The 26,231-nt window shown below is 64.7% G+C and carries 20 protein-coding genes; 5 read left to right on the top strand and 15 right to left on the bottom strand.

What is annotated here, in order from left to right; all coding sequences use genetic code 11:
• Position 1: 1 nt before the first annotated feature.
• The gene (gene asnB, locus AC628_RS04040) at positions 2–1,840 is read right to left on the bottom strand and encodes an asparagine synthase (glutamine-hydrolyzing) (RefSeq protein WP_074125448.1); all 1,839 of its coding nucleotides are present in this window, start codon (positions 1,838–1,840) and stop codon (positions 2–4) included.
• 2 nt (positions 1,841–1,842) lie between these two features.
• The gene (locus AC628_RS04035) at positions 1,843–3,396 is read right to left on the bottom strand and encodes a lipopolysaccharide biosynthesis protein (RefSeq protein WP_074125447.1); all 1,554 of its coding nucleotides are present in this window, start codon (positions 3,394–3,396) and stop codon (positions 1,843–1,845) included.
• A 300-nt stretch (positions 3,397–3,696) separates the two neighbouring features.
• Between AC628_RS04035 and AC628_RS04030 the strand changes: the two genes are divergently transcribed.
• Positions 3,697–4,890: a CaiB/BaiF CoA transferase family protein gene (locus AC628_RS04030; RefSeq protein ID WP_074125446.1), complete on the top strand. Its 1,194-nt coding sequence runs from the start codon at positions 3,697–3,699 to the stop codon at positions 4,888–4,890.
• A 3-nt stretch (positions 4,891–4,893) separates the two neighbouring features.
• Here the strand turns inward: AC628_RS04030 and AC628_RS04025 are convergent, their stop codons facing one another.
• The 9 genes from AC628_RS04025 to AC628_RS03985 all read right to left on the bottom strand — a co-directional run bounded on the left by AC628_RS04025 (position 4,894) and on the right by AC628_RS03985 (position 15,201).
• Positions 4,894–6,405 carry a tripartite tricarboxylate transporter permease gene (locus AC628_RS04025; protein WP_074125445.1) on the bottom strand — a complete coding sequence of 504 codons (1,512 nt, stop codon included), beginning with the start codon at positions 6,403–6,405 and terminating at the stop codon, positions 4,894–4,896.
• A 22-nt stretch (positions 6,406–6,427) separates the two neighbouring features.
• The gene (locus AC628_RS04020; protein ID WP_074125444.1) at positions 6,428–6,970 is read right to left on the bottom strand and encodes a tripartite tricarboxylate transporter TctB family protein; all 543 of its coding nucleotides are present in this window, start codon (positions 6,968–6,970) and stop codon (positions 6,428–6,430) included.
• Positions 6,971–7,042: 72 nt separating this feature from the next.
• Entirely contained in the window at positions 7,043–8,146 is a 1,104-nt protein-coding gene (gene mtnA / locus AC628_RS04015) for an S-methyl-5-thioribose-1-phosphate isomerase (protein WP_074125443.1), read from the bottom strand.
• 41 nt (positions 8,147–8,187) lie between these two features.
• Positions 8,188–9,063, bottom strand: coding sequence for an S-methyl-5'-thioadenosine phosphorylase (locus tag AC628_RS04010; protein WP_074125495.1), 876 nt, complete (start codon positions 9,061–9,063; stop codon positions 8,188–8,190).
• 120 nt (positions 9,064–9,183) lie between these two features.
• Entirely contained in the window at positions 9,184–10,161 is a 978-nt protein-coding gene (locus tag AC628_RS04005) for a Bug family tripartite tricarboxylate transporter substrate binding protein (protein WP_502689533.1), read from the bottom strand.
• A gap of 345 nt (positions 10,162–10,506) precedes the next feature.
• Entirely contained in the window at positions 10,507–11,304 is a 798-nt protein-coding gene (locus AC628_RS04000) for an enoyl-CoA hydratase/isomerase family protein (RefSeq protein ID WP_074125441.1), read from the bottom strand.
• Between the two features lie 32 nt (positions 11,305–11,336).
• Positions 11,337–12,533 (bottom strand): pyridoxal-phosphate-dependent aminotransferase family protein, encoded by a 1,197-nt coding sequence (locus tag AC628_RS03995; RefSeq protein WP_074125440.1) that lies wholly within the window; start codon positions 12,531–12,533, stop codon positions 11,337–11,339.
• A gap of 128 nt (positions 12,534–12,661) precedes the next feature.
• Positions 12,662–13,945 (bottom strand): MFS transporter, encoded by a 1,284-nt coding sequence (locus AC628_RS03990; RefSeq protein WP_074125439.1) that lies wholly within the window; start codon positions 13,943–13,945, stop codon positions 12,662–12,664.
• A 53-nt stretch (positions 13,946–13,998) separates the two neighbouring features.
• Entirely contained in the window at positions 13,999–15,201 is a 1,203-nt protein-coding gene (locus AC628_RS03985; RefSeq protein WP_074125438.1) for a pyridoxal-phosphate-dependent aminotransferase family protein, read from the bottom strand.
• A 132-nt stretch (positions 15,202–15,333) separates the two neighbouring features.
• Here AC628_RS03985 and AC628_RS03980 point away from each other — a divergent pair, with 132 nt between their 5' ends.
• The 3 genes from AC628_RS03980 (at position 15,334) to AC628_RS03970 (ending at position 19,617) form a co-directional block, all read left to right on the top strand.
• Positions 15,334–16,086, top strand: a complete 753-nt coding sequence (locus tag AC628_RS03980) for a GntR family transcriptional regulator (protein ID WP_074125437.1) — start codon at positions 15,334–15,336, stop codon at positions 16,084–16,086.
• 131 nt (positions 16,087–16,217) lie between these two features.
• Positions 16,218–19,196: an FAD-binding and (Fe-S)-binding domain-containing protein gene (locus AC628_RS03975; RefSeq protein ID WP_074125494.1), complete on the top strand. Its 2,979-nt coding sequence runs from the start codon at positions 16,218–16,220 to the stop codon at positions 19,194–19,196.
• Positions 19,189–19,617 carry a GlcG/HbpS family heme-binding protein gene (locus tag AC628_RS03970; protein WP_074125436.1) on the top strand — a complete coding sequence of 143 codons (429 nt, stop codon included), beginning with the start codon at positions 19,189–19,191 and terminating at the stop codon, positions 19,615–19,617. Before AC628_RS03975 ends, AC628_RS03970 begins: the two co-directional genes overlap by 8 nt.
• Before the next feature lie 172 nt (positions 19,618–19,789).
• On the opposite strand, the gene dapD is transcribed toward AC628_RS03970, so the two are convergent.
• The 4 genes from dapD to AC628_RS03950 all read right to left on the bottom strand — a co-directional run bounded on the left by dapD (position 19,790) and on the right by AC628_RS03950 (position 25,075).
• Positions 19,790–20,761 (bottom strand): 2,3,4,5-tetrahydropyridine-2,6-dicarboxylate N-succinyltransferase, encoded by a 972-nt coding sequence (dapD, locus tag AC628_RS03965; RefSeq protein WP_074125435.1) that lies wholly within the window; start codon positions 20,759–20,761, stop codon positions 19,790–19,792.
• Positions 20,762–20,925: 164 nt separating this feature from the next.
• Positions 20,926–21,705, bottom strand: a complete 780-nt coding sequence (locus tag AC628_RS03960) for an enoyl-CoA hydratase/isomerase family protein (RefSeq protein WP_074125434.1) — start codon at positions 21,703–21,705, stop codon at positions 20,926–20,928.
• A 77-nt stretch (positions 21,706–21,782) separates the two neighbouring features.
• Entirely contained in the window at positions 21,783–23,882 is a 2,100-nt protein-coding gene (locus tag AC628_RS03955; RefSeq protein ID WP_074125433.1) for a molybdopterin oxidoreductase family protein, read from the bottom strand.
• A 122-nt stretch (positions 23,883–24,004) separates the two neighbouring features.
• Positions 24,005–25,075, bottom strand: coding sequence for an ABC transporter substrate-binding protein (locus AC628_RS03950; protein ID WP_074125432.1), 1,071 nt, complete (start codon positions 25,073–25,075; stop codon positions 24,005–24,007).
• A 175-nt stretch (positions 25,076–25,250) separates the two neighbouring features.
• Between AC628_RS03950 and AC628_RS03945 the strand changes: the two genes are divergently transcribed.
• Positions 25,251–26,201, top strand: a complete 951-nt coding sequence (locus tag AC628_RS03945) for a tripartite tricarboxylate transporter substrate binding protein (protein ID WP_168193302.1) — start codon at positions 25,251–25,253, stop codon at positions 26,199–26,201.
• Positions 26,202–26,231: the final 30 nt, after the last annotated feature.

Genomic DNA, 26,231 nt, shown 5'->3' with positions numbered 1-26,231 from the left:
GTTACGCGGTCCTCGCCAACATCCATTTCATGTTCAGGTATGGCCAGATCCGGCCAACGGATTCCCAATCCCAGCCCTGCGTTGCCGTCAAGTGGCCGACCGCCTTTCGGAGCGGTACTTCGTCGACGAACTCGGCAAAGGCCGGGACCTTCCGATCGAGCAGTTCCGCGGTCCAACCGGCCAACGGTCCATTCAGCCATTCCGGCATTGGCGAATTGAATCCGACCTTGCGGCGCGCGGTTCGGATACTCTCGGGCATCAGGTTTGTCATCGCCTGACGTGCAATCACCTTGGTCATGCCATCGGCCGATTTGCTCGTTTCCGGCAGCGCCATCGTATAGGTGACCAGACGCCAGTCCATGAACGGCATGCGCACCTCGATCCCGTGCGCCATCGAGAGCCGGTCGAAGTTGCGCAGAATGGTGGGCAGCGTGGTCGAGTGGAACATGCGATAGAGACGCCGGTTCAGCGCGCCCCACGTATCAGGCAATTCGTCATCCTCGGCGACCAGCGGCAGCGGTGCAGGCATCGCCGCCAGGCCTCCCCGCAAGAAATAATGCCCCTGGCGCCTGATCATCTGCGCCCGCAGGAAGTCGATGCCGCGCTGCGCCAGCTGCGACCGCGACGTGAGCGCAGCGGCGGCGTTCCGGATCCGGAATGCGGTCGACTGCCCCTCTTGCAGGTAGGCGCCCATCAATTCGTCAGCGCCGTGGCCGTCAAGCGACACGGTGACGTTCTGGCGGCGGAGCTCACGATAGATCAGCCACGGCGCGCTCGGCAGCCCGATATAGACGTCGTCATTGTCGTCAAGGATCCGATCAAGGTCGGTGAGCGCGTCGGAGCGCCCGATCTCGAGAAAGCTCGGCGCCACATCGGCCCACGCAGCCGCTTCCTCCGCCATCGGCCGCTCGTCATTGCTGGCGCCGGGGAAGGTCGCGACAAAGGCATGCCGCCAGGCGGTCGAGTCGCGCGGTCCCATGCCGGCCTTCTCATGGGTCGCCATCGCACAGATCACCGCGGACGAGTCGAAGCCGCCGGACAGGCAGGTCCCGATCGGAACGTCGCTGCGCATGCGCAGCGCCACGGAATCCTGAAACAGCTCGCGAAAGCGCCCGACGCGTTCGGCTTCGGTTTGCGGGATCGCAGGCAAATGATCCACGGTCCGCCACCAGCGGCGCACCTGCGCCCGCCCCTGACGCAACCACATGCAGTGGCCGCCCTGCAGGCGACGCAATTGAGAAAACAGGGCCCGCTCGCTGCCTTCGATCCCGAACGGATCAAGCAGCAGCCGCCGCGCCACGTCGACGTCGAGCGACGTCTCAACCAGTCCGCTCCGCGCCAGCGCCCGCTGCTCGGATGCGAAGACGAATCGCTCCGACGACAGCGCGTACAGCATCGGCTTGATGCCGAAGCGATCGCGCGCGAGGAACAGATCATCCGCGACAGTGTCGTAGATCGCCAGTGCCCACATGCCGTTGAAGCGCAGCAGCATGTCCTCGCCCCAGGCCTGCCAGGCGGCAAGGATCACCTCGGTATCGGACTGGCTGCGGAAAACCGCGCCCTTCGCCTCGAGCTCGCGGCGCAATTCGAGGAAGTTGTAGATCTCGCCATTGTAGACGATCACATGGCGGCCGTCGCCTGATGCCATCGGCTGATAGCCGCCCTCGCCGGGATCGATGATGGCGAGCCGGCGATGGCCGAAGGCGACGTTTCGCTTGGCATTGAACCAGGTGCCCTCGCCGAACGGCCCGCGATGCGCGATCAGGCTGGTGAGCCGCGAGATCTCGGCCGGCTCGACGGGATTGCCCCGAAGATTGACGATGCCTGCGATACCACACATGTCTAGGCGGCCTTGAAGGGCAAGAAGCGAGTGATGATGATGCGGAGATCCCGCCAGCAGACGGCGCGATAAGGACCAAGCTGCGACACGGCGATGGCGGCGACAAAGATCGCCGCCGCCGATACGCTGTAGAGCGACACCACATACCACCATGACGGCGCGTGGTCGAATGACACATGGCCAAGCTGCGAGCGCAGCGCCAGCGCAACGGCGATGCCCGTGCCGAGCGGGATCAGGACGAAATGCAGCATCCGCGACCACATCGCTGAAAGCCGGAAGGTTCGCCTAAGCAGCAGCACCGTGATCACCATCTGGGCGGCCATCCCGACGCAGGAGCTCCAGCCGGCCGCCTGCCAGCCGAAATACGGCAGCGCGATGGCGCTGGTCGCCAGCGTGAAGATGCCGGTAACGAGGGAGATCAGCGCGTTGAAGCTGGACCGCCCCTGCGACAGCAGATAGAACGCGAACACGTTGGCGCTCGACCCCAATATCCCGCTGATCGCGAGCACCACGAGCACCAGCTGCGCTTCGGCGGCGACCTCGGCGCCGGTCCATCGATGCAGCAACGCGCCGGCAACCGGGATCAGCCCGCCAAGCGCGCTCGCGGCCAGCACATTGAGAATCCAGGACGAGCGCAGCAGGAGGTCGACCTTGCGATCGTCATCCTCCTTCTGCAGCGTGCTGAAGAACGGGAACAATATCTCGCCGATCTTCAGCACACCGATATAGACCGCTTCCTCCAGCCGCTGCGCGACGCCGTAGAAGCCGACGAATTGCGGCTGCAGCAGCGCGCCGAGCAGATAGCGATCTGCCTGCCCGGCAAACAGCGCGCCGCTTTGTGCCGCGACCTGCCAGCCGCCAAGCTTCACCAGGGCGCGCAGCGCACTGCGATCAACCGCCGGACGGGCCAGCCAGTCGCTGATTGCGCGCCGCGACGAAGCGAAGGCCATCAGGAGATTGGTCGCGAAGCCCAGGGCCTGACAGCCGAGGAAGGTCGAGGCGCGCGGCGCGTACGGGATCAGCAGCAGCATCGACATCGTCGTCACCACCGTGCCCGTGATGCTGATCGCCGCAATCCGCCGGTAATCCTGACGCGCCGTGAACAACGAGAGGAAGACCGCGAAAAGGCACTGGCAGAGCCAGCCGGCGCCGGCTAACGCGAAGGCAAGTCCGAGGTCTTCGGCAGCCGGGCCGCCGAGGTGAAATCCCAACCGCGCGAGCGGCGCGCCCGCAAAGATCAGCAAGGCCGCGATCAGGGCACCCACGGCGATGGCGAGCGCAAGGGCGGTCGCGAAGAACCGCCGCGCCTCGTCGCGATCGGACGGTTCCAACCGTTGCGCGAGTTCGCGCGCCGTCGAGAGGCCAAGCGCGTTGCTGAACATCAGCGCCGGCGCGACACAGGCGGTCACGAGGCCCGCAACGCCGAATGCGGCGAGGCCGAGCCGAAAAATCACGAACGGGAGAATCGCGAGGTTGAGCAGAACCGCGACCGCAAACGCAGTCGCATTCCATGCCGAGTTGCCGAGCAGATGGGACGGACCTCTCTTCACTGCCATGCCCGCTTTCGGTCCATCACGTCGAAACGCCTCAAGTCCCTCTTTCATAAGGGCAAAACCCATCCGGTGGGGCGACGGGCTAGCAGCCAGCACGGCGATTGTCGAGGGTTGGCGGACGGTCGACCGGCGCGCAGGTGTGGGCAGGCTCGAATCGCAGCCGACGCAGAGCCGGTTTTCGCGGAACCGTGACTGTTCGTTTCCGCGGTTGTTATCGGGGTAACAGTTGGAAAGACCTGCCAAATTGTCTATGGCAGATGAGCAATAGCCCCCCACAGCGCCCGCCAAACAAGAGGTGTCTCAATGCCCTTTCCCCGCGCATCCCAAGCCCTGTCCCGCTTCACCGTGCTGGATTTGACCCGGGTCCGGTCCGGGCCGACCTGCGTGCGCCAGCTCGCCGACTGGGGTGCCAACGTCATCAAGATCGATGCGCTGCTGGAGGACGGCGGCGGCGAGCAGCCGGGCGGCCCGCGCGGCGGATCCGACTTCCAGAACCTGCACCGCAACAAGCGGGCCATGACGCTGAACCTGAAAGACCCCAGGGGGCTCGAGGTGTTCAAGCGGCTCGCCGAGCAGGCTGACGTCGTGGTCGAGAACTTCCGGCCGGACGTGAAGGCCAAGCTCGGCATCGACTATGAGAGCATTCGCAAGATCAATCCGAAGATCGTCTATGGCAGCATCTCCGGCTTCGGCCAGGACGGCCCCTACCACAAGCGCCCGGGCTTCGATCAAATCGCACAGGGCATGGGCGGCCTGATGTCGGTGACCGGCGCGCCCGGCGAAGGCCCGATGCGGGTCGGCATCCCCGTCGCCGACCTCACCGCAGGCCTGTTCTGCGCGCTCGGCATCCTCACCGCGCTCCTGGAACGCGACGTGTCCGGCGAGGGCCAATGGGTGCAGACTTCGCTGCTGCAGGCGCAGATCTTCATGCTGGATTTCCAGGCGGCACGCTGGCTGATGGAAAAGGAAATCGCCAAGCAGGCCGGCAACAACCATCCGACCTCGATCCCGACCGGCGTGTTCAAGACCTCCGACGGCTACATCAACATCGCCACGACTGGCGGACGGATCTGGGAGCGCTGCGCCCAGGCGATCGGCGCGCCCGAGCTGATCACCGACCCCGACTACGCGACCGCGCCGGCGCGCTCGAAGAACCGCGACGCGCTGAATGCGCGGATCAACGCGCTGACCGAGAAGAAGTCGACCGACACCTGGGTGGAGGAGCTGAACGCCGCCGGCGTACCGTGCGGGCCGATCTACTCGATCGACCAGATGTTCGAGGATGCCCAGGTCAAGCATCTCGGCATGGCCCAGCACGTGCCGAACGACGAGAACCGGCACATCCAGCTGGTCAGCCAGCCCGTCACGCTGTCGCGGACGCCGAGCAGGATGGCGGCGCGGCCGCCGGAATTCGGCGAGCAGACCGAGGAAGTGCTGGCCGAATTCGGCTTCGGCAAGGACGAGATCGCCGAGCTCCGCCAGCGCAAGGTGGTCTGACGCCTACGCCTTTGCCGGCCGCAGCAGACGCGCGACGCCGGCAAAGGCCCGATCGATCACCGGCCAGAACAGCAGGACGATCGCCAATGTCGTGATCGTGCCGACGAGGCCGTTCGACCAGAACACCTTCATGTCGCCACCGGAGCCGATCATCGAGAGGCGGAACGCGTCCTCGGCCCGGCTGCCGAGCACCAAAGCGAGCGTGAACGGCGCCAGCGGGATGCCGATCTTCTTGAAGACGTAACCGACGACGCCGAAGCCCAGCATCAGCCAGATATCGAACATCGCATTCTGGATCGCGTAGGCGCCGATCGCGCAGGACACCACGATCATCGGGGCGACGGCCGCGAACGGCACGCGCAAGATCGAGGCGAAGATCGGCACGGTGGTCAACACCAGCACGAGGCCGACGACATTGCCGAGATACATCGAGGCGATCAGGCCCCAGACGAAGTCCTTATGCTCGACGAACAGCAGCGGACCCGGGTTGAGGCCCCACACCATCAGGCCGCCGAGCAGGATCGCAGCAGTCCCCGAGCCCGGAATGCCGAGCGCGAGCATCGGCAGCAGCGCCGAGGTGCCCGAGGCGTGGGCGGCGGTCTCCGGCGCGAACACGCCCTCGATGCGCCCCTTGCCAAAGCTCTCCTGATCCTTGGAAAAGCGCTTGGCGAGGTTGTAACCCATGAACGACGCCGCGATCGCGCCGCCCGGCGTGATCCCGAGCCAGCAGCCGATCACCGACGAGCGCAGCAGCGTCACCCAATATTTCGGCAGGTCCTTCCATACCGACAGCATGACGCGGAGCGAGATGCCTGCCGCGTGTCCGCGCAGCGCCAGCCGCTCCTCCATCGTCAGCAGGATCTCGCTGATGCCGAACAGGCCGATCACAGCGACGAGGAAGTTGATGCCGCGCAACAGCTCCGCGGAGCCAAACGTCATGCGCAGCTGCCCTGACACCGTATCCATGCCGACGCCGGCGAGCAGCAGCCCGAGCGACATCGAGATCACCGTCTTGTGCTTGGCCTCGCGGCCGAGACCGACGAAGGAACAGAAGGTCAGGAGATACACCACGAAGAATTCCGGCGGGCCGAACTTCAGCGCGAACGACGAGATCATCGGCGCCAGGAAGGTAATCAGCAGCACCGCGACCAGCGACCCGATGAATGACGATGTGAACGCCGCGGTGAGCGCTTCCGCCGCCCGGCCCTGCTGCGCCATCGGATAGCCGTCGAAGGTGGTCGCGACCGACCAGGCTTCGCCAGGAATGTTGAACAGGATCGAGGTGATGGCGCCGCCGAACAGCGCGCCCCAGTAGATGCAGGACAGCATCACGATGGCCGACGTCGGGTCCATCGTGAAGGTCAGCGGCAGCAGGATTGCGACGCCGTTGGGGCCGCCAAGCCCGGGCAGCACGCCGACGAAGATGCCGAGCACGAGCCCGACCATCATCAGCAGCAGCGTCTTCCATGTCAGCAGGACGGCAAAGCCGTGCAGCAAGAGACCGAAGGCTTCCATGTTTCGAAATCCTGTCGATCGCTCAGTAGCCGAAGGCCGCTTCGAGCGGCCCCTTCGGCATGATGACATCGAATGCGACGTCGAAGGTCACGAACATCGCCGCGGTGAAGATGAAGGCGGTCAGCAGCGACTTCCATAGTGCGATCTTGCCGACGATGCGCATGAAGCCCGCGATCAAGAGGAAGCTCGCGACATAAAGGCCGAGATATTGGGTGGCCAGGCAGAACAGGGAGGTCGGCACGAACACCGCCATCACCCGCCGGAACTGGGCGCGGGTGACAAAGGTCTCGACAGCCTCCCGGCGCGAGACGAAGGCGGCGCCCAGGCCATAGAGGCTGGCGGCGCCGAGGATCACCGAGAGATAGAACGGGAAATAGCCCGGCTGCGGCCCGGTCGAGTCCCACGATGCGCCGGTGCGCCAGTTATCCCAGCCGAGCACCACTGCGAGCGCGAGCAGCAGCAGCGACACGACGACGTCAACGACGCCGGTCGAAACGACGGCAGGGGAATTCTCTTCAGGCGCGGTCGGATCGTCGACGACGATCTCAAGTTCTGTGTTGGACATGGACGAGACGGTCTGGGTTGCGAAGGCAACGATTGGGATAGCGTGCCGATGCAATCAACGTCAATGCAGCCTTCAGCCAACCTTGGAACGTTCCGGAAACGCGCTCGCAAGCGCAGCACGATCCGCGCCCAGCACACCGCGCTCGGTGATCAATCCCGACACCAGCCTCGCCGGTGTGACATCGAATCCGAAATTGGCGACCGTTGAGCCGTCCGGAACCACGCGCACGGTCTCGATCCGTCCATCCGCCGTACGCCCGGTAAGGTGCGTGACCTCACTGGCCGCGCGCTGCTCGATCGGGATCTGCCTGATACCATCATCGATACTAAAGTCGATGGTCGGCGACGGCAGCGCAACATAGAAGGGAACACCGTTGTCGTGTGCCGCCAGCGCTTTCAGATAAGTCCCGATCTTGTTGCAGACGTCGCCATTGGCGGCGACGCGGTCGGTCCCGACGATCGCGAGGTCAACCATGCGATGCTGCATCAGATGGCCGCCGGTGTTGTCGGGGATCACGGTGTGCGGCACGCCGTGATGACCAAGCTCCCAGGCGGTGAGCGAAGCGCCCTGATTGCGCGGCCGTGTCTCGTCGACCCAGACATGGACCGCAATGCCGCGGTCATGCGCCTGATAGATTGGGGATGTCGCCGTTCCCCAATCGACGGTTGCAAGCCAACCCGCATTACAATGCGTCAGCACGTTCACCGGCTCACCCGGCCTCTTGGTGGCGGCGATCGTCTCGATCAGTCCAAGCCCGTGGCGGCCGATATCGCGGTTGATCTCGACATCCTCATCGGCGATCTCGCGGGCGCGGGCATAGGCCGCTTCCGCGCGCGCCGAGGCTGCGAGTGGCGCGAGCGCGCGCTGCATCTCGTCAACAGCCCATTTCAGATTGATCGCGGTCGGCCGGGTCGCCGCCAGCATCTTGCCGGCACGGTCGAGCGCCGCGTCGGAGGCATCGGCGCGCATCGCAAGCGCCATGCCATAGGCCGCGGTCGCCCCGATCAGCGGCGCGCCGCGCACCAGCATCGAGCTGATTGCCTCGCCGGCCTCATCAGCGGTCGTGAGTTTGGAGACGATGAATTCGTGCGGCAGCCGGCGCTGATCGATCGCGCCGACCGACCAGCCGTCGGGCTCAAGCCAGATACTGCGAAAATGCCGACCATCGACCTTCATGCTCTACGCCTTTCGCGTCGCGCGCTCCCTGGAGGACCTCTTCACGACCGCAACACCCGTCCGGCGACTGCATCGAGCTTGGCAAGCAACTGCGGGTCACGCGCCGCGGGTGCCGTGATCAACGCGGTATCCAGCGCGCGGTCTGAGCCGATCGGACAGGGCTCGTGCTCGCGCGGGAAATCCCGCGCCAGACGCGCGACCAGCGCCTTTGCCTTCTCGGCGTTCGAATTCAGCACGCGGATGATATCCTGCACCGTCACGGCATCATGCGCCGGATGCCAGCAGTCGAAATCGGTGACCATCGCCACGCTGGCGTAGCAGATCTCGGCCTCGCGGGCGAGCTTGGCTTCGGGCATGTTGGTCATGCCGATCACCGAATAGCCCTGAGCCTTGTAGGTCAGGCTTTCCGCGAGCGAGGAGAATTGCGGCCCCTCCATGCAGAGGTAAGTGCCGCCGCGCGCGAACGCGATGCGCTCGGCCTCGGCTGCGGCGGCGAGATGCTTCGCCAGCAACGGCGATACCGGATGCGCCATCGAGACATGCGCGACGCATCCCTTGCCGAAGAACGAGCTCTCGCGCTTGTGGGTGCGATCGACGAACTGGTCGACCAACACGAACGTGCCCGGCGGCAGCTCTTCCTTGAACGAGCCGCACGCGGACAGCGCGACGAGGTCAGTGACCCCGGCCCGCTTCAGGACGTCGATATTGGCGCGGTAGTTGATGTCGGACGGCGACAGCGCGTGTCCCGGGCCGTGCCGCGGCAGGAACACGATCGGCAGTCCCGCCATCTCGCCACGGCGCAGCGGCGCCGACGGCTCGCCCCAGGGACTCGCGATCGCCTCCTCGCGGACATTTTCCAGGCCCGGCAGATCGTAGATGCCGGATCCGCCGATGATCCCAAGGACGGATTTGGTCACGGCTTTGGTCATGATCGCTCCACGGCTTGCCGGACGTCCGGCCATACTGCGGCGCAGTAATCACCGCGCCGCTGCCGCTTGCAAGCCAATTCCAGCCTGAGGGAACGCAAACCGCGACCGCTACTTGGCGACAAAACCCGCCGCGTTCATCAGCGAGGCATTCTGCTTGTCGTCATCCTCGAGGAACTCGACCATGTCCTTGCCGGTGAGGAAGATCGGCTTCAGCGCCTGCTTCTCCATGTACTCCTTGTACTCAGGCGTCTGCGTCACCTTCTGGAACAGGTCGACATAGAAGGCCTGCTGCTCCTGGGTGACCTTGCCCGGCAGGAACATCGCGCGCAGCATCAGATACTGCACGTCCAGCCCCTCCTCCTTGCAGGTCGGGATGTCGTTCCAGGACTGCGTGTCGGTGACCTTGGTCTTGTAGGAGATCCGCTCCTTGTCGAACACGCAGAGCGCGCGAACCTGGCCGGCGCGCCAGACCTCGAGGTTCTCGCTGGGATTGTTGACGTTGGATTCGGTGTGGCCGCCGACCAATTGGGTCGCGGCCTCACCGCCGGACTTGTACGGCAGATAGGAGAATTTCGCGCCGGTCTTCTGCTCCATGAAGACGGTCAGCACGTGATCCTCGCGCTTGGAGCCGGTGCCGCCCATCTTGAACGGCGCGCTCGCCGCCTTGGCGGCATCGATGAACTCCTTCACCGTCTTCGGACCGTTCGCGTTGTCCCACAGCACGAACTGGTCGAGTGCGATCACCGAAACCGGCGTCAAGTCGCGCCAGTTGAACGGAATCTTGGCCGACAGCGGCAGCATGTAGATCAGCGAATAGGCGATCAGCACCTTGTTGGGATCACCCTCGCTGGACTTCATGTACATCAGCGCTTCCGCACCCGATGCACCGCCCTTCAGCGACACCACCATCGGCTGCTTCATCAGATTGTTCTTCTGGATCGCCGCCTGCATCATCCGCGCCATCTGGTCGGAGGCGCCGCCGGCGCCGGCCGCAACCACGATCTCGACCGGCTTGCTCGGCTCCCAGCCGGCAAACGCCGGCGTGCTCAGCAGCAAGGCCGCGATGGCAGCCGTGGTTTTCACAATCTGTCCCACGTGTTTCTTCCCTATCTATTTGTTCGGCTTGGCAAAACCTGCGAAGCGGCGGGTGGCGTCATTGTGCCGAGAATGCAGGTGAGTTCAAGCCGCCGAACTGCCGCATGACGTATGACTTTGGAATGAGGTGAGTGAGCGAACGGAGTCTCGCAGCCGGCCGCATACACCATCGTCGTCCCGGCGAAGGCCGGGACCCATACGCCGCAGCAAGAGTTGTAGGCTGGACTCGTCATTCCAGCATCGCGCAGCGATGACCATTTGGGGTTATGGGTCCCGGCCTTCGCCGGACGACGCTGAATATGTTGCACCCTCCGTAAGAGCCCCGGTGCCGGCCGCCTACTTGCCCTTGAAGTTGGGCGCGCGCTTGTTGAGGAAGGCGTCCATGCCCTCGCGGAAATCCTCGCTCATGTAAGCGCGCAGGATCAGGTCTTCGCCTTCGTCGCGCGACAGCGTGCGGCGGATGCGGCGGACCGCTTCCTTGGTCACCTCTAACGTGATCGGCGCATGGCCGGCGACGAGCTTCGCGGTCTCGTCGGCGCGGCGCTGCAGCGTCTCCACATCGGGGACGACTTCGTTCAGCAGCCCGAGCGCCAGCGCTTCCGGCGCTTCGACGAGTCGCGCCTTGAAGATCAGGTCCTTGGTCCGCGCCGGACCGACCAGCGACACCAGCCGCGAGATGTTGGACATCGAGAGGCAGTTGCCGAGCGTGCGCGCAATCGGGAAGCCGATCCGGGTCGCCTCGGTGCCGATGCGGATGTCGCAGCATGCGGCAATACCGGCGCCGCCGCCGGTGCAGGCGCCGGCGATCGCCGCGATGACCGGCACGCGGCATTGCTCGAGCGTTCCCAGCACGCGGTCGATGCGCGCCTCGTAGTCCAGCGCGTCCTGCGCGGTCTTGAACGCCCGGAACTGGGAGATGTCGGTGCCCGAGGCGAACGCCTTGTCGCCGGCGCCGGTCAGGATCAGCGCCTTGATGGAGTGATCCTGATTGATGTTTTCGCAGATCGAGGCCATCTGCTCATACATCGCAAAGGTCAGCGCGTTGCGCGCCTGCGGCCGGTTGAACGTGATGCGCGCGATCCCGTCCGCGACGGAGTAGATCAGGTCTTCGGTCGGTGCGACGGGCGCGTTCATGTCTCGCTCCTTCTGTTCTTTACGATTCAATTTCAAGCGACGGCCTTGGAGGCCTGCGCGGCGTCGCGCCCCTTCAGGACTTCCATCGCCGCCAGCACGCCGCCGCCGCGGTGCGGCACCTTGGCCAAATCAAGCCCCATCTCGACGCCCGACAGCGTGCCCATAAGCATCAGGTCATTGAAGTGACCGATATGTCCGATCCGGAACACCTTGCCCTTGACCTTGTTGAGGCCGGTGCCGAGCGACATGTCGAAATTATCCAGCACGACCTTGCGGAAGTGGTCGGCGTCGTGGCCATCAGGCACCCGCACCGCGGTCAGTGCCGGCGAATGCGCGCCCTGCTCCTGGCACTGCGTCTCCAGGCCCCAGACCTTGATCGCTGCGCGCGTCGCTTTGCTGTGGCGCTTGTGGCGGGCGAAGACGTTCTCCAGCCCCTCCTCTTCCAGCATCTTCACCGCCTCGCGCAGGCCGAACAGAAGGTTGGTCGCTGGCGTGTACGGCCAGGTGCCGGCCTTGTTGATGTTGATGACCTCCTGCCAGTCCCAATAGGAGCGCATCCCCGGATTGGCCTTCGCCACCGCCAGCGCCTTCTCCGACACGGCGTTGAAGCCGAGGCCGGGCGGCAGCATCAGTCCTTTCTGGGAACCGGCGATCGAGACGTCGATGCCCCAGGCGTCATGCTCATATTCCAGCGAGCCGAGGCCGGAGATGGTGTCGACCATCAAGAGCGCCGGATGCTTCAGCGTGTCGAGGATCTTTCGGACGTTGAGCGGATAGGTCACGCAGGCGGTCGAGGTCTCGTTATGGACCACACAGACGGCCTTGATCTTGTGCGCCTTGTCGGCGGACAGCTTTGCCTCGATCTGCTCGAGGTCGGCGCCGTGGCGCCAGTCGCCCGGAATGAAGTCGACGTCGAGCTTGAACTTGTCGGCAATGCCGTGCCACAGCACGGCGAACTGGCCGGTCTCGCACATCAAGACCTTGTCGCCGGGCTGCAGCGTGTTGACGATCGCGGCTTCCCAGGCGCCGGTCCCCGACGAGGGGTAGATGATCACGGGCTGCTTGGTGCGGAACACACGCTGCATCGCCGACATCACGGCAAAGCCGATCTCGGCGAATTCGGCACCGCGATGATCCATGGTCGGCATATCCATGGCCCGCAGCACCCGGTCCGGCACGTTGGTCGGTCCCGGAATCTGCAGAAAATGCCTTCCAGTATGCACGGTCATGAGCGTCTTTCCCGGTCTTGCTTTGGTCGTGATGAGCCGCTCGCATATCACTATTCGCCGGGTTTGTCCTCCGCCCGGCGAGGGTCCGGCATGCATATCCGGCGGCGCTCCGGCCGGGATTCACGCCTTCACTCGGCGGCCACCACCTTGCCCTGCACAACCGGTGCGCCGGCCTGCCCGAACGGCCGTTCGGGGTGCATCAGAAATGCCGAGAAACCGCCGAGCAGCAGCAGGCCCATCGACATCAGGAACGGAAGGTACCAGTTCCCGGTGGCGTCAATGACGAAGCCGGCAACCAGCGGCGAGACGATGGCCGCGAAGGCCGAGCCGGTGTTCATGATCCCCGCGGCGGTGCCGGAATATTTCGGCGCGATATCCATCGGGATCGACCACATCGGGCCGATCACCAGCTCGGCACAGAAGAAGCCGGCCGACAGGCACAGCGCGACCACCGTGATGTCGTGCACGAACAGGATCGGCATCAGCGACAGCAGCGCACCTGCGAAGCCCACGATCGTCACGCTAAGCCGCGCCAGGCGCACATTGGCTGTGCGCTCGAGGATGCGGTCGGAGATGACGCCGCCGATGCTGTCGCCGACGACGCCGGCGAAGAACACGCCGGATGCGAACAGGGCCGAGTTCTTCAGATCGAGGCTGTAGTTGTTCTTGAAGAACAGCGGCAGCCAGTTGAGGTAGAGCCACAGGCACCAGCCGTAGCAGAAGTAGGTCAGCGTCACCGGCCACATCCGCTGCAACAGCGGTCCCCACGGCACCTTCGGCCGCTCTCCTTTCGGCCGCGGCGGCAGCGTCGCGAGTTCGGCCGCGGTGATCGAGGCATGATCCTTCGGCTCGTTGCGGAAGTACCAGACCCACACGATCCCCCACAGCAGACTGACGATACCAAGCACGACGAATGCGCCGCGCCAGGTCAGCCAGAGGATCAAGAGCGCGACGGCCGGCGGGGTCACCGCATTGCCGAGCCGGGCAAACGAATGCGTCAGGCCTTGCGCGAAGCCGCGGCGGCTCGCCGGCGTCCAGTACTGCATCGCGCGCGTCGCGGTCGGGAACGTCGCGCCTTCGCCGAACCCCAGCGCGAACCGCGCGACGAACAGCGCCGCGAGACCATGGACAAAGCCGGTCATGATGGTCGCCGCCGCCCAGATCATGCCGCACCAGAACAGGGTCTGGCGCGGCCCGAAGCGATCGCCGACCCAGCCGCCGATCACCTGGAACAGCAGATACGGATAGGCGAACGCCGAGAACACCAGGCCGAGCTCGGTATTGGACAGGCCGAGCTCCTTCTGGATATCGCTGGCCGCGGTACCGATGTTCACCCGGTCGACATAGGTGATGAAATACATCACGCAGAGCATGGCCAACACGACGTGGGTGGCCTTGAACCGAAGCCTCATACATCCCCTCCCTGATCCGCGATTTTTCTTAAATCGTTGGCGATCGCGATCCGCTAGGTGCCGACCACCTTCAGATGCGACGACGCATTGCGCTGGTCGCGCTGCTCGAGCAGCTTCATCGCCACCGCGACGCCGCCCGCGCGATACGGCACACCGGCGACCGACAGCCCCATCTCGACGCCCGTGAGCGCGCCAAGCAGCGTCAGCTCGTTGCACTCGCCGAGATGACCGATGCGAAACACCTTGCCGGCGACCTTCGACAGGCCGGAGCCGAGCGACATGTTGAAATTGTCCAGCACGACCTTGCGGAACGCATCGGCATCATGGCCGGGCGGCATCAACACCGCGGTCAGCACCGGCGAGAACTCCGAGGGCTCCTGGCACAGCACCTCGAGCCCCCAATGATTGACGGCGGCACGCGTCGCGGCGGCCAGCCGCTGATGGCGCGCGAACACGTTGTCGAGCCCCTCCTCCAGCAACATCGCGATGGCCTCGCGCAGCCCGTAGAGCAGGTTCGTTGCCGGCGTATAGGGGAAGAAGCCGTTGGCGTTCGGCTTCAGCATCTCCTCCCAATCGAAATAGGAGCGCGGCATCTTGTTGCTGCGCGACGCGGCGCGGGCCTTTTCCGAGATGGCGTTGAAGCCGAGGCCGGGCGGCAGCATGAAACCCTTCTGCGAGCAGCTGACGCTGACGTCGACCTTCCATTCGTCGTGCCGATAGTCGACCGAGCCGAGCGAGGAAATGGTATCGACCATCAGCAGCGCCGGATGCGCGGCGCGGTCGATGGCGGCACGGATGTCGGCGATCCGGCTGGTCGCGCCGGTCGAGGTTTCATTGTGGACGACCATCACCGCCTTGATGCTGTGCGCGGTGTCGGCGGCAAGCCTGGCCTCGATCAGGGCGGGGTCGGCGCCGCGGCGCCAGTCACCGGCAATGAAGTCGACCTCGATGCCGAAACGGCCGGCCAGTTGCCGCCACAGGGTGGCGAAGTGGCCGGTCTCGACCATCAGGACCTTGTCGCCGGGCGACAGCGTGTTGACGATCGCGGCTTCCCAGGCGCCGGTCCCCGACGACGGGAAGATCACCACCGGGCCTTTGGTCTGGAAAATCCTGGCGCTGCCCTCAAGCACCGTCCGGCCAAGCGCGGCAAACTCCGCGCTGCGGTGGTCGATGACCGGCATGTCCATCGCGCGAAGAATGCGATCCGGGACCGGGCTCGGCCCTGGAATCTGCAGAAAATGGCGCCCTTGATGCATCAGAACCTCCCAATCGCCGGATTTCGACCTTTCGCGAAGTCATTTTGCATTCATTTTTTGTATTTTCAATCCAATTTTGGTATTCGATTGAGGGCGTCGACGCGACCGCGCCGGCAAATTATTGTTCAGAATATGAAATCTGCGATTCCCGAAACCGGGGTTCCGATCACCCCGCCCGCCATCGGCAATGGCGGCGACCGCCAGGAGGCCTCGCTGCACGGCGAGATCCTGCTGCGGCTGCGCGACTATGTGGTCGAAGGCAACATTCCCGAGGGCGCCCGCGTTCCGGAACGCCAGCTCTGCGAGATGCTGGGGATCTCCAGGACGCCGCTGCGCGAGGCGCTCAAGGTGCTGGCCGCCGAAGGCCTGATCGAGCTGCTGCCCAATCGAGGCGCGCGGGTGCGCCAGCTCAGCCAGCGCGACCTCGAGGAACTATTCGACGTCATGGCCGGGCTGGAGAGCCTGGCCGGACGGCTGGCGTGCGAGGCCATCACCGACGAGGAAATCGCTGGTATCGAGCGGCTGCACTACGAGATGTATGGTCATTATCTGCACCGCGACATGCACGGCTATTTCCAGAGCAATCAGCAGATCCACGAGAGCATCGTCGCGGCCGCACGCAACGAGACGCTGAAGACGACCTACGCCAACTTCGCTGGCCGGATTCGCCGCGTGCGCTATTCCGCCAATTTCGCCCGCAAGCGGCAGCGCTGGGCCGAGGCGATGCGCGAGCACGAGGCAATCCTCGATGCGCTGCGGCGGCGAGCAGCAAGCGAGCTCAGCGACATCCTGTTCCAGCACCTGCGCAACAAGCGATCCGCCGCGATCGATCACCTCGCGGAAGCCCAGGACGCCGATCTGGAAACGACGCCCCAGGGCGACTAAAGGGTGAGCCAAGGGTTGCGATTGGATCGCGATCCTTGCTCATTTTGAATTCATAATGTAATTCTCAAATCGAGAGAATGCATAATCCGTGAGCAGGCCTCGGTTGCGTCATGGATCACATCGGATCTGGGATGAAGAACGCCTCATCGCTCGAACAGCGCCTGCGGTCTGACCTGACCGGCGAAGTGTTTTTTGATGCCTTCAACCGCGGCCGCTACGCGACCGACGCCTCGTTCTACCAGATCATGCCGGCCGGCGTGGTGGTGCCCCGCACCGTCAACGAGGCGCTGCGTACGCTGGCGATCGTCCGCAACGCCGGGCGCATTGTCACTCCGCGCGGCGGCGGCACCTCGCAATGCGGCCAGACCGTCAATGACGGCATCGTGGTCGACCTATCCAAGCATCTGAACCGGATCATCTCGCTCGATGTCGAGGCTCGCACGTGCGTGGTCGAGCCCGGCATCGTGCTCGACGACCTCAACCGGCAGCTCAGGAAGCACGGGCTGTGGTTTCCGGTTGACGTCTCGACCGCCTCGCGCGCCACGATCGGCGGCATGGCCGGCAACAATTCCTGCGGCGGCCGCTCGCTGCGCTACGGCACCATGCGCGACAACACGCTGGCGATGGATGCTGCGCTCGCCGACGGCACGCTGCTGCATTTCGGCGAGGTGCCGCGCGACCTGACGCGGGTCAATGCGTCCGACAGCGGGTTGAAGCTGTTCCGCGACATGCTCGATCTCGGCGAGCGCGAGGCGCTCGAGATCGCGGACAAATTCCCCAAGGTGCAGCGCCGCGTCGGCGGCTATAACCTCGACGCGCTGGTGCCGCGCAACGCGCCGAACAACATGGCGCACCTTTTGGTCGGCTCCGAGGGGACGCTCGCCTTCACGACGCAGGTCGAGCTCAAGCTGTGGCCTGTGATCCGCAACAAGGCGCTCGGCGTCTGCCATTTCGGCAGCTTCTACGAGGCGATGGACGCGGCCCAGCATCTGGTGAAGCTGCGGCCCATTGCCGTGGAGCTGGTCGATCGCACCATGATCGCGCTGGGCCGCGAGATCGCGATGTTCCAGCCGATCATCTCCGCTGCGGTGCGCGGCGATCCCGACGCGATCCTGGTGGTCGAGTTCGCGGAAGAAGACCAGGCCGACAATCTCGCCCGCCTCAGGCAGCTCGGCGCGCTGATGGGCGACCTCGGCTTCGGCTGGGACAAGCCGCAGCGCAAATGGGGTGGTGTGGTCGAGATCGTCGAGCCCGCGCTACAGACCGGCATCGCCGATTTCCGCGCCGCCGGCCTCAACGTCATGATGTCGATGAAGCAGGAGGGCAAGCCGGTCTCGTTCGTCGAGGATTGCGCGGTGCCGTTGCCGCACCTCGCCGACTACACCGAACGGCTCAACGCCGTGTTTGCCAAGCACGGCACGCGCGGCACGATGTATGCGCACGCCTCCGAAGGCTGCCTGCATGTGCGGCCGGTGCTCAATCTCAAGCTCGAGAAGGACGTCAAGGCAATGCGCGCCATTGCCGAGGAAGCCTTCGCGATGGTGCGCGAATACAAGGGCTCGCATTCCGGTGAGCATGGTGACGGCCTGGTGCGCTCGGAATTCCACGAGACCATGTTCGGTGCCCGCATCGTTGCCGATTTCCGCGAGGTCAAGCAGCGCTTCGACCCCGGCAACACGCTCAACCCGGGCAAGATCGTCGATCCCCCCAGGATGGACGATCGCTCGCTGTTCCGTTTTTCGCCGGATTACCGCGTCGGCGAATTGAAGACCGTGCTCGACTGGTCGGCCTATCCCGGCGCCGGCGGCGGTTTCCAGGGCGCGGTCGAGATGTGCAACAACAACGGCGCTTGCCGCAAGCTTGAAGGCGGCGTGATGTGCCCTTCCTATCGTGCGACGCGCAACGAGAAGGACGTCACCCGCGGCCGCGCCAATACGCTGCGGCTCGCGATCTCCGGCCAGCTCGGGCCGGACGCCCTCTCCTCCGACGAGATGATGGACACGCTGAAGCTCTGCGTGTCCTGCAAGGCCTGCCGCCATGAATGCCCGACCGGCGTCGACATGGCCAAGATGAAGATCGAGGTGCTGGCCGCGCGCGCCGCAACCCGCGGCCTGTCGCTGCGCGACCGGCTGGTCGGCTATCTGCCGCGCTACCTCGATCTCGCCTCGCGCTTCGCCCCGCTTGCGAACTGGCGCAACAGCAGCCCGCTGCTGCGCGCGCTGTTCGAGAAAATCGCCGGCATCAGTGCCAAGCGTGCCTTGCCGGAATTTCGCCGCGACACCTTCCGGCCCGACGCCGAGGTGCTGGGTCCAGCGGACGGACGCGAAGTGGCGCTGTTCGCCGACACGTTCAACCGCGGTTATGAGCGGGAGAACCTCGACGCCGCGGTTAAGGTGCTCGTTGCGGGCGGCTATCGCGTGCATCTGCCGAGGCCATCGGACGGCGCGCGGCCGGCGTGCTGCGGGCGAACGTTCCTGTCGGCCGGGCTCGTCGAACAGGCCCGTGCCGAGCTCGACCGGCTGGTTGCGACCTTTTCTCCGTTCGCGGCACGCGGCGTGCCGATCATCGGCCTCGAGCCGAGCTGCCTTTTGACGATGCGCGACGAGCTACTGTCGCTGCGTTCGGACGACGCCGCAAAGAGCGTCAGCGCGCACGCGCTGCTGTTCGAGGAGTTTCTGGTGCGCGAGGCCGAGGCCGGACGCCTCGCGCTGCCGCTCGGCGCGGTCGCCGCGAAGGCTGTCGTACACGGCCATTGCCACCAAAAATCCTTCGGCGCGTTCAAGCCGGTGGAGAAGGTGCTCCGCCTGGTGCCGGGCCTCGACGTCAAGGCCATCGAGTCGAGTTGCTGCGGCATGGCCGGCGCGTTCGGCTATGGCGCGGATACCTATCAGGCCTCGATCGAGATGGCTGAGCTGTCGCTGCTGCCTGCGGTTCGCGGCGCCGATCGGGACACGCTGATCGTGGCCGACGGCACCTCCTGCCGGCACCAGATCAAGGACGGCAGCGGGCGCGCGCCGCTGCATGTCGCCAGCGTATTGGCGATGAGCCTGAAACGTGCGACATCGAAATCCGACCAACCATTGCCGACAAAGGACAAGGCCCATGGCTGAGCTCACTCTCGACACCGCCCGCAAGATTCTGGATGCCGCCCTCGCCAAGGGCGTCGAGAAGAAGCTGAAGCCGCTGGTCGTCACCATCCTCGACGCCCGCGGCGCGGTGAAGGTGACGGCAGCACAGGACGGTACCAGCCTGATGCGGGCCGAGATCGCCCACGGCAAGGCCTACGGCGCGCTGGCGCTCGGCATGGGATCGCGGGCGCTGTTTCAGCGCGCGCAGGAGCAGGCCTACTTCATCGATTCCGTGAACACGCTGGCGCAGGGCCGGCTGGTGCCGGTCCCCGGCGGCGTGCTGATCATGGACGGCTCGACCCTGCTCGGCGCCGTCGGCGTCAGCGGCGACACCTCAGACAATGACGAGATCTGCGCCGTGGCCGGCATCGAAGCCGCCGGCCTGAAGGCCAACGCGGGCTGATCTGCCGAGCCTGCTCTGCCGAGCCCGTGCGGCCAGGGCCCGCACTCATAGATCTTGGTCGATGTCCGGTTCGCCCCGACATCGACCGCCCGCGGCAACTGTCGCGATGGGCCAGAAGGCGGTATCGCTGACGCGCTGCGATTGTCGCCGACGACGTCTTCGATCGAACGGCCTAGCCGTGAAGTTGCGCGTTGAGGCCGTCCCAGTTCGGCGTCCGTCTGGTTGCCTCAAGAGCGCCGCTCTGGGAGTTCCGACGAAACAGCAGGCCCTTCTGGCCCGAGAGTTCCTTAGCCTTCAGCACTCGGCCATCCTCCAACAGGATGCGCGCGCCTGCCGTGACATAGCAGCCCGCTTCGACGATACAATCATCGCCCAACGAAATGCCGATACCGGCGTTGGCTCCGATCAGGCAGCGCTCGCCAACTGTAATCCTCTCTTTCCCTCCGCCGGACAGAGTGCCCATGATCGACGCTCCGCCACCAATGTCGCTGCCGCTTCCCACAACCACACCAGCGCTGATCCGGCCTTCGACCATGCAGGGACCGAGCGTGCCCGCATTGAAATTGCAAAAGCCTTCATGCATGACGGTTGTGCCCGGAGCCAAGTGAGCTCCGAGCCTGACGCGATCCGCATCGGCAATTCTCACGTCCGCGGGCGTCACGTAATCAGTCATGCGCGGGAACTTATCCACGCCCGTCACCTCGAAGGCGAGAGCACGCTTTCGCGCTCCGAGTCGCGCGTCCGGTACACGAGAGGGTTCGCAGGGACCAAGCGTCGTCCAGGCAACGTTTGGTAACAGACCGAATATTCCGTCAAGGTTCAGGCAATTCGGCTGGACGAGCCGGTGGCTCAGCAGATGGAGGCGAAGATATGCGTCGTACACATCAGTCGGCGCCGATGCAAGGGAGTCGATTTCCGTACGAATGGCAACGATGTCGACATTGCGGATGTCGTCGTGTCGCGCACATCCGTCTGCCGCCTCACCCAGCGACCTGGTGATCTCGTCGCTCGTCAGCCGTACCGTTGCCGCCTTGCCGGGCTGCGCAACCAGGCTCAGCCGAAGAAACCAGGAATCCAACACGCGACCGTCAGCGGCAATCGTCGCAAATCCCTCGCCGCTCGCGCCCCTCAGCTCCATCGTCATTTGAATTTCTCACATTACGATCCTACGCGTTGTGCATACGCGAGTTCTCGTAGAATTAGCAACTTCTGAACGCTCAAACACGTCCGCTTTGGGCCATTTTCTACGGATTCAGTGGGGCTTGTTCTACGGATTCAGCGGGGATTGTCGGCAGGTGCAACCCCTGCCTATCGCCCGGTCCAGGTCGGCTTGCGCTTCTCGCCGAAGGCCTTGAGGCCTTCCTTGGCGTCCTCGGTCATCGCGAGCAGCGCGATCTGGCTTTCGGTGTAGGCGATGCTTTCGTCGAACGACATCGAGGCGATCGCACGCATGGCGTATTTGCCGCGACGGATCGCCGTCGGTGACTTGTCGACGATGCGGCCGATCAGCCAATCGACCTTGGCGTCGAGCTCGGCCGCCGGCACGACATAGTTGAGAAGGCCCGCGGCCTGCGCGGTCTTCGCATCGAAGGGCTCGCCGGTGAGCGCCCATTCGTTGACGAGGCGCGGCGGCGCGATCGATTGCAGCAGGCTCAGCACCTGCATTGGAAACACGCCGACCTTCACCTCGGGCAGACCGAAGATCACGCCATCGGCGGCCACCGCCATGTCGGTCATGCACAACAGCCCCATGCCGCCGGCCATGCAGACGCCGCCGACCCGCGCGATCGCGGGCTTGGTCGCGTTCTGCGACAGCCGCAGCAAATCGGCGTAGTCGACATTCGGCCGCGAAAAATCCATCGAGAACGCGGCGCCGCTGTTCTGCAAATCGGCACCGGCGCAGAACGCCTTCTCGCCTGCGCCGGTCAGCACGATGACGCGCACGTCCTTGTCGTCATGCGCCTCGCGATAGCCCTTGGCAATGCCTGCGATCACGCCGGCATTGAGCGCGTTGCGCTTGTCCGGGCGGTTGATGGTGATCCAGTAGGTCTGCCCGCGCTTTTCGAGAAGAACGCTGTTGTCGGTCATGTTTCCCGCCTCTTTCCCGCCGGTGTGCTGTTGTCAGCCGACATTTGCGGCAGGATCGGCACCGACTGCAAGCAGGATTATGCGGCGGCCGGCGCCTTCCTGATCCAGACCTTGTTGTCGTGGAACGCAGCGCCGCCGACCGGAGCGACGGCTTCGGCCCCGGTCAACATGTTGATGCCGCGGCCGCCGATATGCGACTTGTTCGGATGGATCGACTCGGCAATCAGCACGCCGCGGCGAACGCCATCGAACAGTTTTGCGGTCAACGTGGTCTCACCGCGCGTGTTGCCGAGCGTCACGGCGTCGCCATCCGCGATCGACAAGTCAGCCGCATCGTCGGGATGGATCATCACTGTCGGCGCGCCCTCGCGGGCCTGCGACGACGGCGTTTCGTTGAAGCTGGTGTTGAGGAAGCTGCGCGACGGCGACGTCGCGAGCCGGAACGGATGCTGCGCGTCCGCCTCCTCGATGATCGTCCAGTGGTCGGGCAGCGAGGGCATCTTGTCCCAGGCGCCCATCAGCCCGCCTGAACCGACCGGCACCTTGCCCCAATCGACCTTGAAGTGGAACTTCTTGTCGGCATGGGCAAAGCCGTCGAGATAATGCGAGGTGCGGAAATCGGGCTGCAGATCGCGCCAAATGTCGGCCTCCAGCGCCTCGATATGGCCGTGCCCGCTCTTCTTCAGCGTCGCATCGATCAGCTGGCGCGGCGTCATGTCGAAGCCGGGATGCGCGGCATTCAGCCTGCGGCCGAGCCCCTGCAGCACCTCGTGGTTCGAGCGGCACTCGCCGGGCGGATCGATCAGCTTCGGGCCGACCGAGATGTGCTGATGGCCACCGCCGTAATACAGGTCGTCGTGCTCCATGAACATCGTCGCCGGCAGCACGATATCGGCCATCTGCGCCGTCTCGGTCATGAACTGCTCATGCACCGCGACGAACAGATCCTCGCGCGCGAACCCCTGGCGCACCAGCGCCTGCTCGGGCGCCACCGTCATCGGATTGGTGTTCTGGATCAGCATCGCCTTGACCGGCCCGCCGCCGCGCAGCGCCTCGGCATCGCCGGTCAGGATGCGGCCGATCTTCGACTGATCGAGCACCCGCGTCGCGGGATCGATCGCGTCGTGGCCCTCGATGATCGACTCGTCGAAGCGCCAGATTCCGGCATTGTTGAAGAACGCGCCACCGCCCTCATATTGCCAGGCGCCGGTGACAGCCGGAATGCACGACGCAGCGTGCATCTGGGCAGCGCCGTTGCGGCTGCGGGTGAAACCGTAGCCCAGACGGAAGAACGAGCGCTTGGTCTGTCCAACCAGCCGCGCAAACGCCTCGATCTCCGCGACCGGCACACCCGAGATTGCCGAGGCCCATTCCGGCGTGCGGGTCTTCAGATGCGCCTCGAGCTCGTCGGGGCAATCGGTGTAGCGCGCGAGGTAATCGCGATCGGCAAATCCCTCGCGGAACAGCACGTGCATCACAGCGCAGGCGAACGCGCCATCGGTTCCCGGCCGCAGCAGGATCTTGATGTCGGCCTGCTTCATGGTCTCGTTGTTGTAGACATCGACCGCCGCGATCTTCGCGCCACGTTCCTTCCGCGCGCGGGACGCATGCGTCATCACGTTGACCTGGGTGTTCACCGGATTGGTGCCCCAGATCACGACGAGGTCGGAAACGCCCATCTCGCGGGGATCGACGCCGGCGATCTTGCCGGTCCCGGCGGCGAAGCCGATGCGCGCGATGGTCGAGCAGATCGTGCCGTAGAAGCGTGAATACTTCTTCACATGCGACAGGCGATTGAGGCCGTCGCGCATCACGAGCCCCATGGTGCCGGCGTAGTAATAAGGCCAGACCGACTCGGCGCCGAACTCGCGCTCGGCGACCTCGAAACGCGCGGCGATCTCGTCCAGCGCTTCGTCCCAGGAAATCCGTGCGAACTGGCCCGAGCCCTTCGGCCCGGTCCGGCGCAGCGGAACCGTCAGCCGCTCGGCGTGATGAATCCGCTCAGCATAACGCGCGACCTTGGCGCAGACCACGCCGGCCGTATAGGTCTGCTGTTTGGCGCCGCGTACCCTGCCGATCGAACGTCCTTCGATCACCTCGACGTCAAGCGCACATGCCGAGGGGCAGTCGTGCGGACAGGTGGAATGGCGGATGTCGACCTTGGCATGCTGGTTCATGCCAAATTGGTAACATCAAATATTCCCTCCGCCGAGGGGCATTATTGACCCAACCCGGGCAAAAACCGGGCATGAGCCATGCGACAACCGCCGAGACAGCTGCTCTCGGCCCGAACCGTCGGTCAAACGCGGAAGATGCGGGTGTAGCGAGCCTTGATCGATTCGCCTTCCCGCTCTACCGCCGCCGGATCGTCCTTCATCGTCTTGATGTCCTTCAACGGCTTGCGCCCGGCTTTCTCCTGGGCCTGTGCGTGGACGGACCTGAGACCGCCGATCTCGACATTGAGTTGCTGCCCCTCGCGCCCGAGCGCGAAGGATTGAAACAGCCTTGCCGCACTGGGATGCGGACAGTCTTTGAATATCCCATTGGGGCCGACAATGATCGGCGACCCCTCGGTGGCATAAACCGGCTCGACCGGCCGGCCGGCTTCCTTCAGCTGAAAGATGTTGTACTCGTTGCCGTCGGCCATCACTGCGCGCTCGCCGAGATCGAGCTTCTTCGGCGGATCGGTCGAGGATTGCACCTGCATGATGTTCTGCTTGGCGAGCTGCTCGAAGAAGCTCCAGCCGAGATCGCGCTGCATCTGATAGGTCGCGGTCATGATGGTGCCGCTATAGCCGGGATGCCCCTTCACGATCTTGCCCTTCCATTTCGGATCGAGCAGATCGGCAAAGCTCCGCGGCGCCTCCTCGGCCTTCACGAGATTGGTGTTGTAGGCAATGATCGACAGCCAGACCCGGAAGCTGGCGAACTGTCCGTCCGCATCGCGATGCTCGTCCGGATAGTATTTCGCGACCTCCTCCGGGACATAGGGCGCCAGGATGCCGTCGCGCTTCCACACGATGAAATGCGCGGCGTCGGAGGAATTGACGACATCGACCGCGTGAATGTTGCTTGAGTATTCCTGGCCGACCCGCTGGAACACACGCTCCGCGCCGGTGCGTTCGACACGCACGGTGATCCCGGCATATTTCGCTTCGAATGCCTTCGCCAGCTTCTCGGCGACCGGCAGGTCAGTCGAAGTGTAGTAGACGACCTGTCCCTCCTTCTTCGCGGCCTCGATCAGCGCCGGCGTCACCGGTTCCGCAGGTGGCGCGGCAGCCATCACGCGCGTTGAAAAGGCGGCGCCCGCCAGCACGGCGCTGGAGCCCTTCAGCAGATCGCGCCGCGATAGCCCAGGATGTTTCCTCATTTGATTCCCCGCACGTGATGGCGAAGTTTGAGTAGACCGTCCTCCCGCTCTTATTCCGATGCGCGAAGACGGAGTCTGTCGTCGACAGAGCCTTCAGGTTGCAGTTAGACTTCTGATCAAGAAAGAAGACTAAAGTTGGGGGAGACGATCAATGGCGGGCTTTCGGTGCGCCTTGATGTGTGTCGCGGCATTGCTGACCGTGTCGATGTCGGGCTCATATGCCGACGCCGAGGATTACCCCGCGCGGCCGGTCAGGATCATCGTTCCCTTCGGCCCCGGCGGTCCGGCCGACGTCGTTGCGCGGCAGATCGGCAGCATCTTGCAGGAAAGTCTCGGCCAGCCCTTCGTGGTGGAGAACCGCACCGGCGCCGGCGGCGTGATCGGCACGCTCGATGTCGCGAAGGCGCCGGCCGATGGCTATACCCTGCTGATGATGTCGAACACCCAGACCGCGAATGAATCGCTGGTGCCCCAACGCAAATACGAGCTGATGCGCGACCTCGTGCCGGTCGCATCGCTGAACACATCGGATCTCGTGATCGTGGTCCACCCCGCCGTGCCGGCAAGGACGCTGCAGGAATTCATCGCGCTCGCAAAGGCAGAGCCCGGAAAGCTGAACTACGCCTCGTCGGGTCAGGGAACGCCTTATCACATGGCCGGCGAGTTGTTCAAAGCCATGGCCGGGATCAACGTCGTGCACGTGCCCTACCGCAACAGCGGCGAGGCCCGCAGCGGCGTCATCGGTGGCCAGGTCCAGATGATGATCGATGCCGTGCCGGCGATGGCACCGAATGTTGCCGAAAACCAGGTCCGCGCGCTTGCCACAACCGGCAAGACCCGTTCCGCGGTGCTGCCCGACGTTCCGACGGTCATCGAGGCGGGCGTTTCCGGTTATGAGGCGACGATCTGGCTCGGGCTGATGGCGCCAGCGGGTACGCCGAAGCCGATCATCGACAAACTCAACACGGCCGTGAATGCAGCGGTCAGGCGGCCGGAGGTCGAGAAGCTCTGGGCCGAACAGGGCGCGGTGCCGATGACGATGACGCCGGAAGCATTCGACACGTTCCTGCGCGCCGATATCGTGAAGTGGGCGGACGTCGTCAAACGACTGGACAAGACCGAATAGGCACGTGGCGGCAGGACCGTGGTGATGGAA

It is taken from the genome of Bradyrhizobium sp. NAS96.2, from assembly GCF_001908235.1.
Classification (GTDB): domain Bacteria; phylum Pseudomonadota; class Alphaproteobacteria; order Rhizobiales; family Xanthobacteraceae; genus Bradyrhizobium.
The sequence above is the reverse complement of the archived record's forward strand: the minus strand, read 5'-3'. Positions and strand labels throughout refer to the sequence as shown.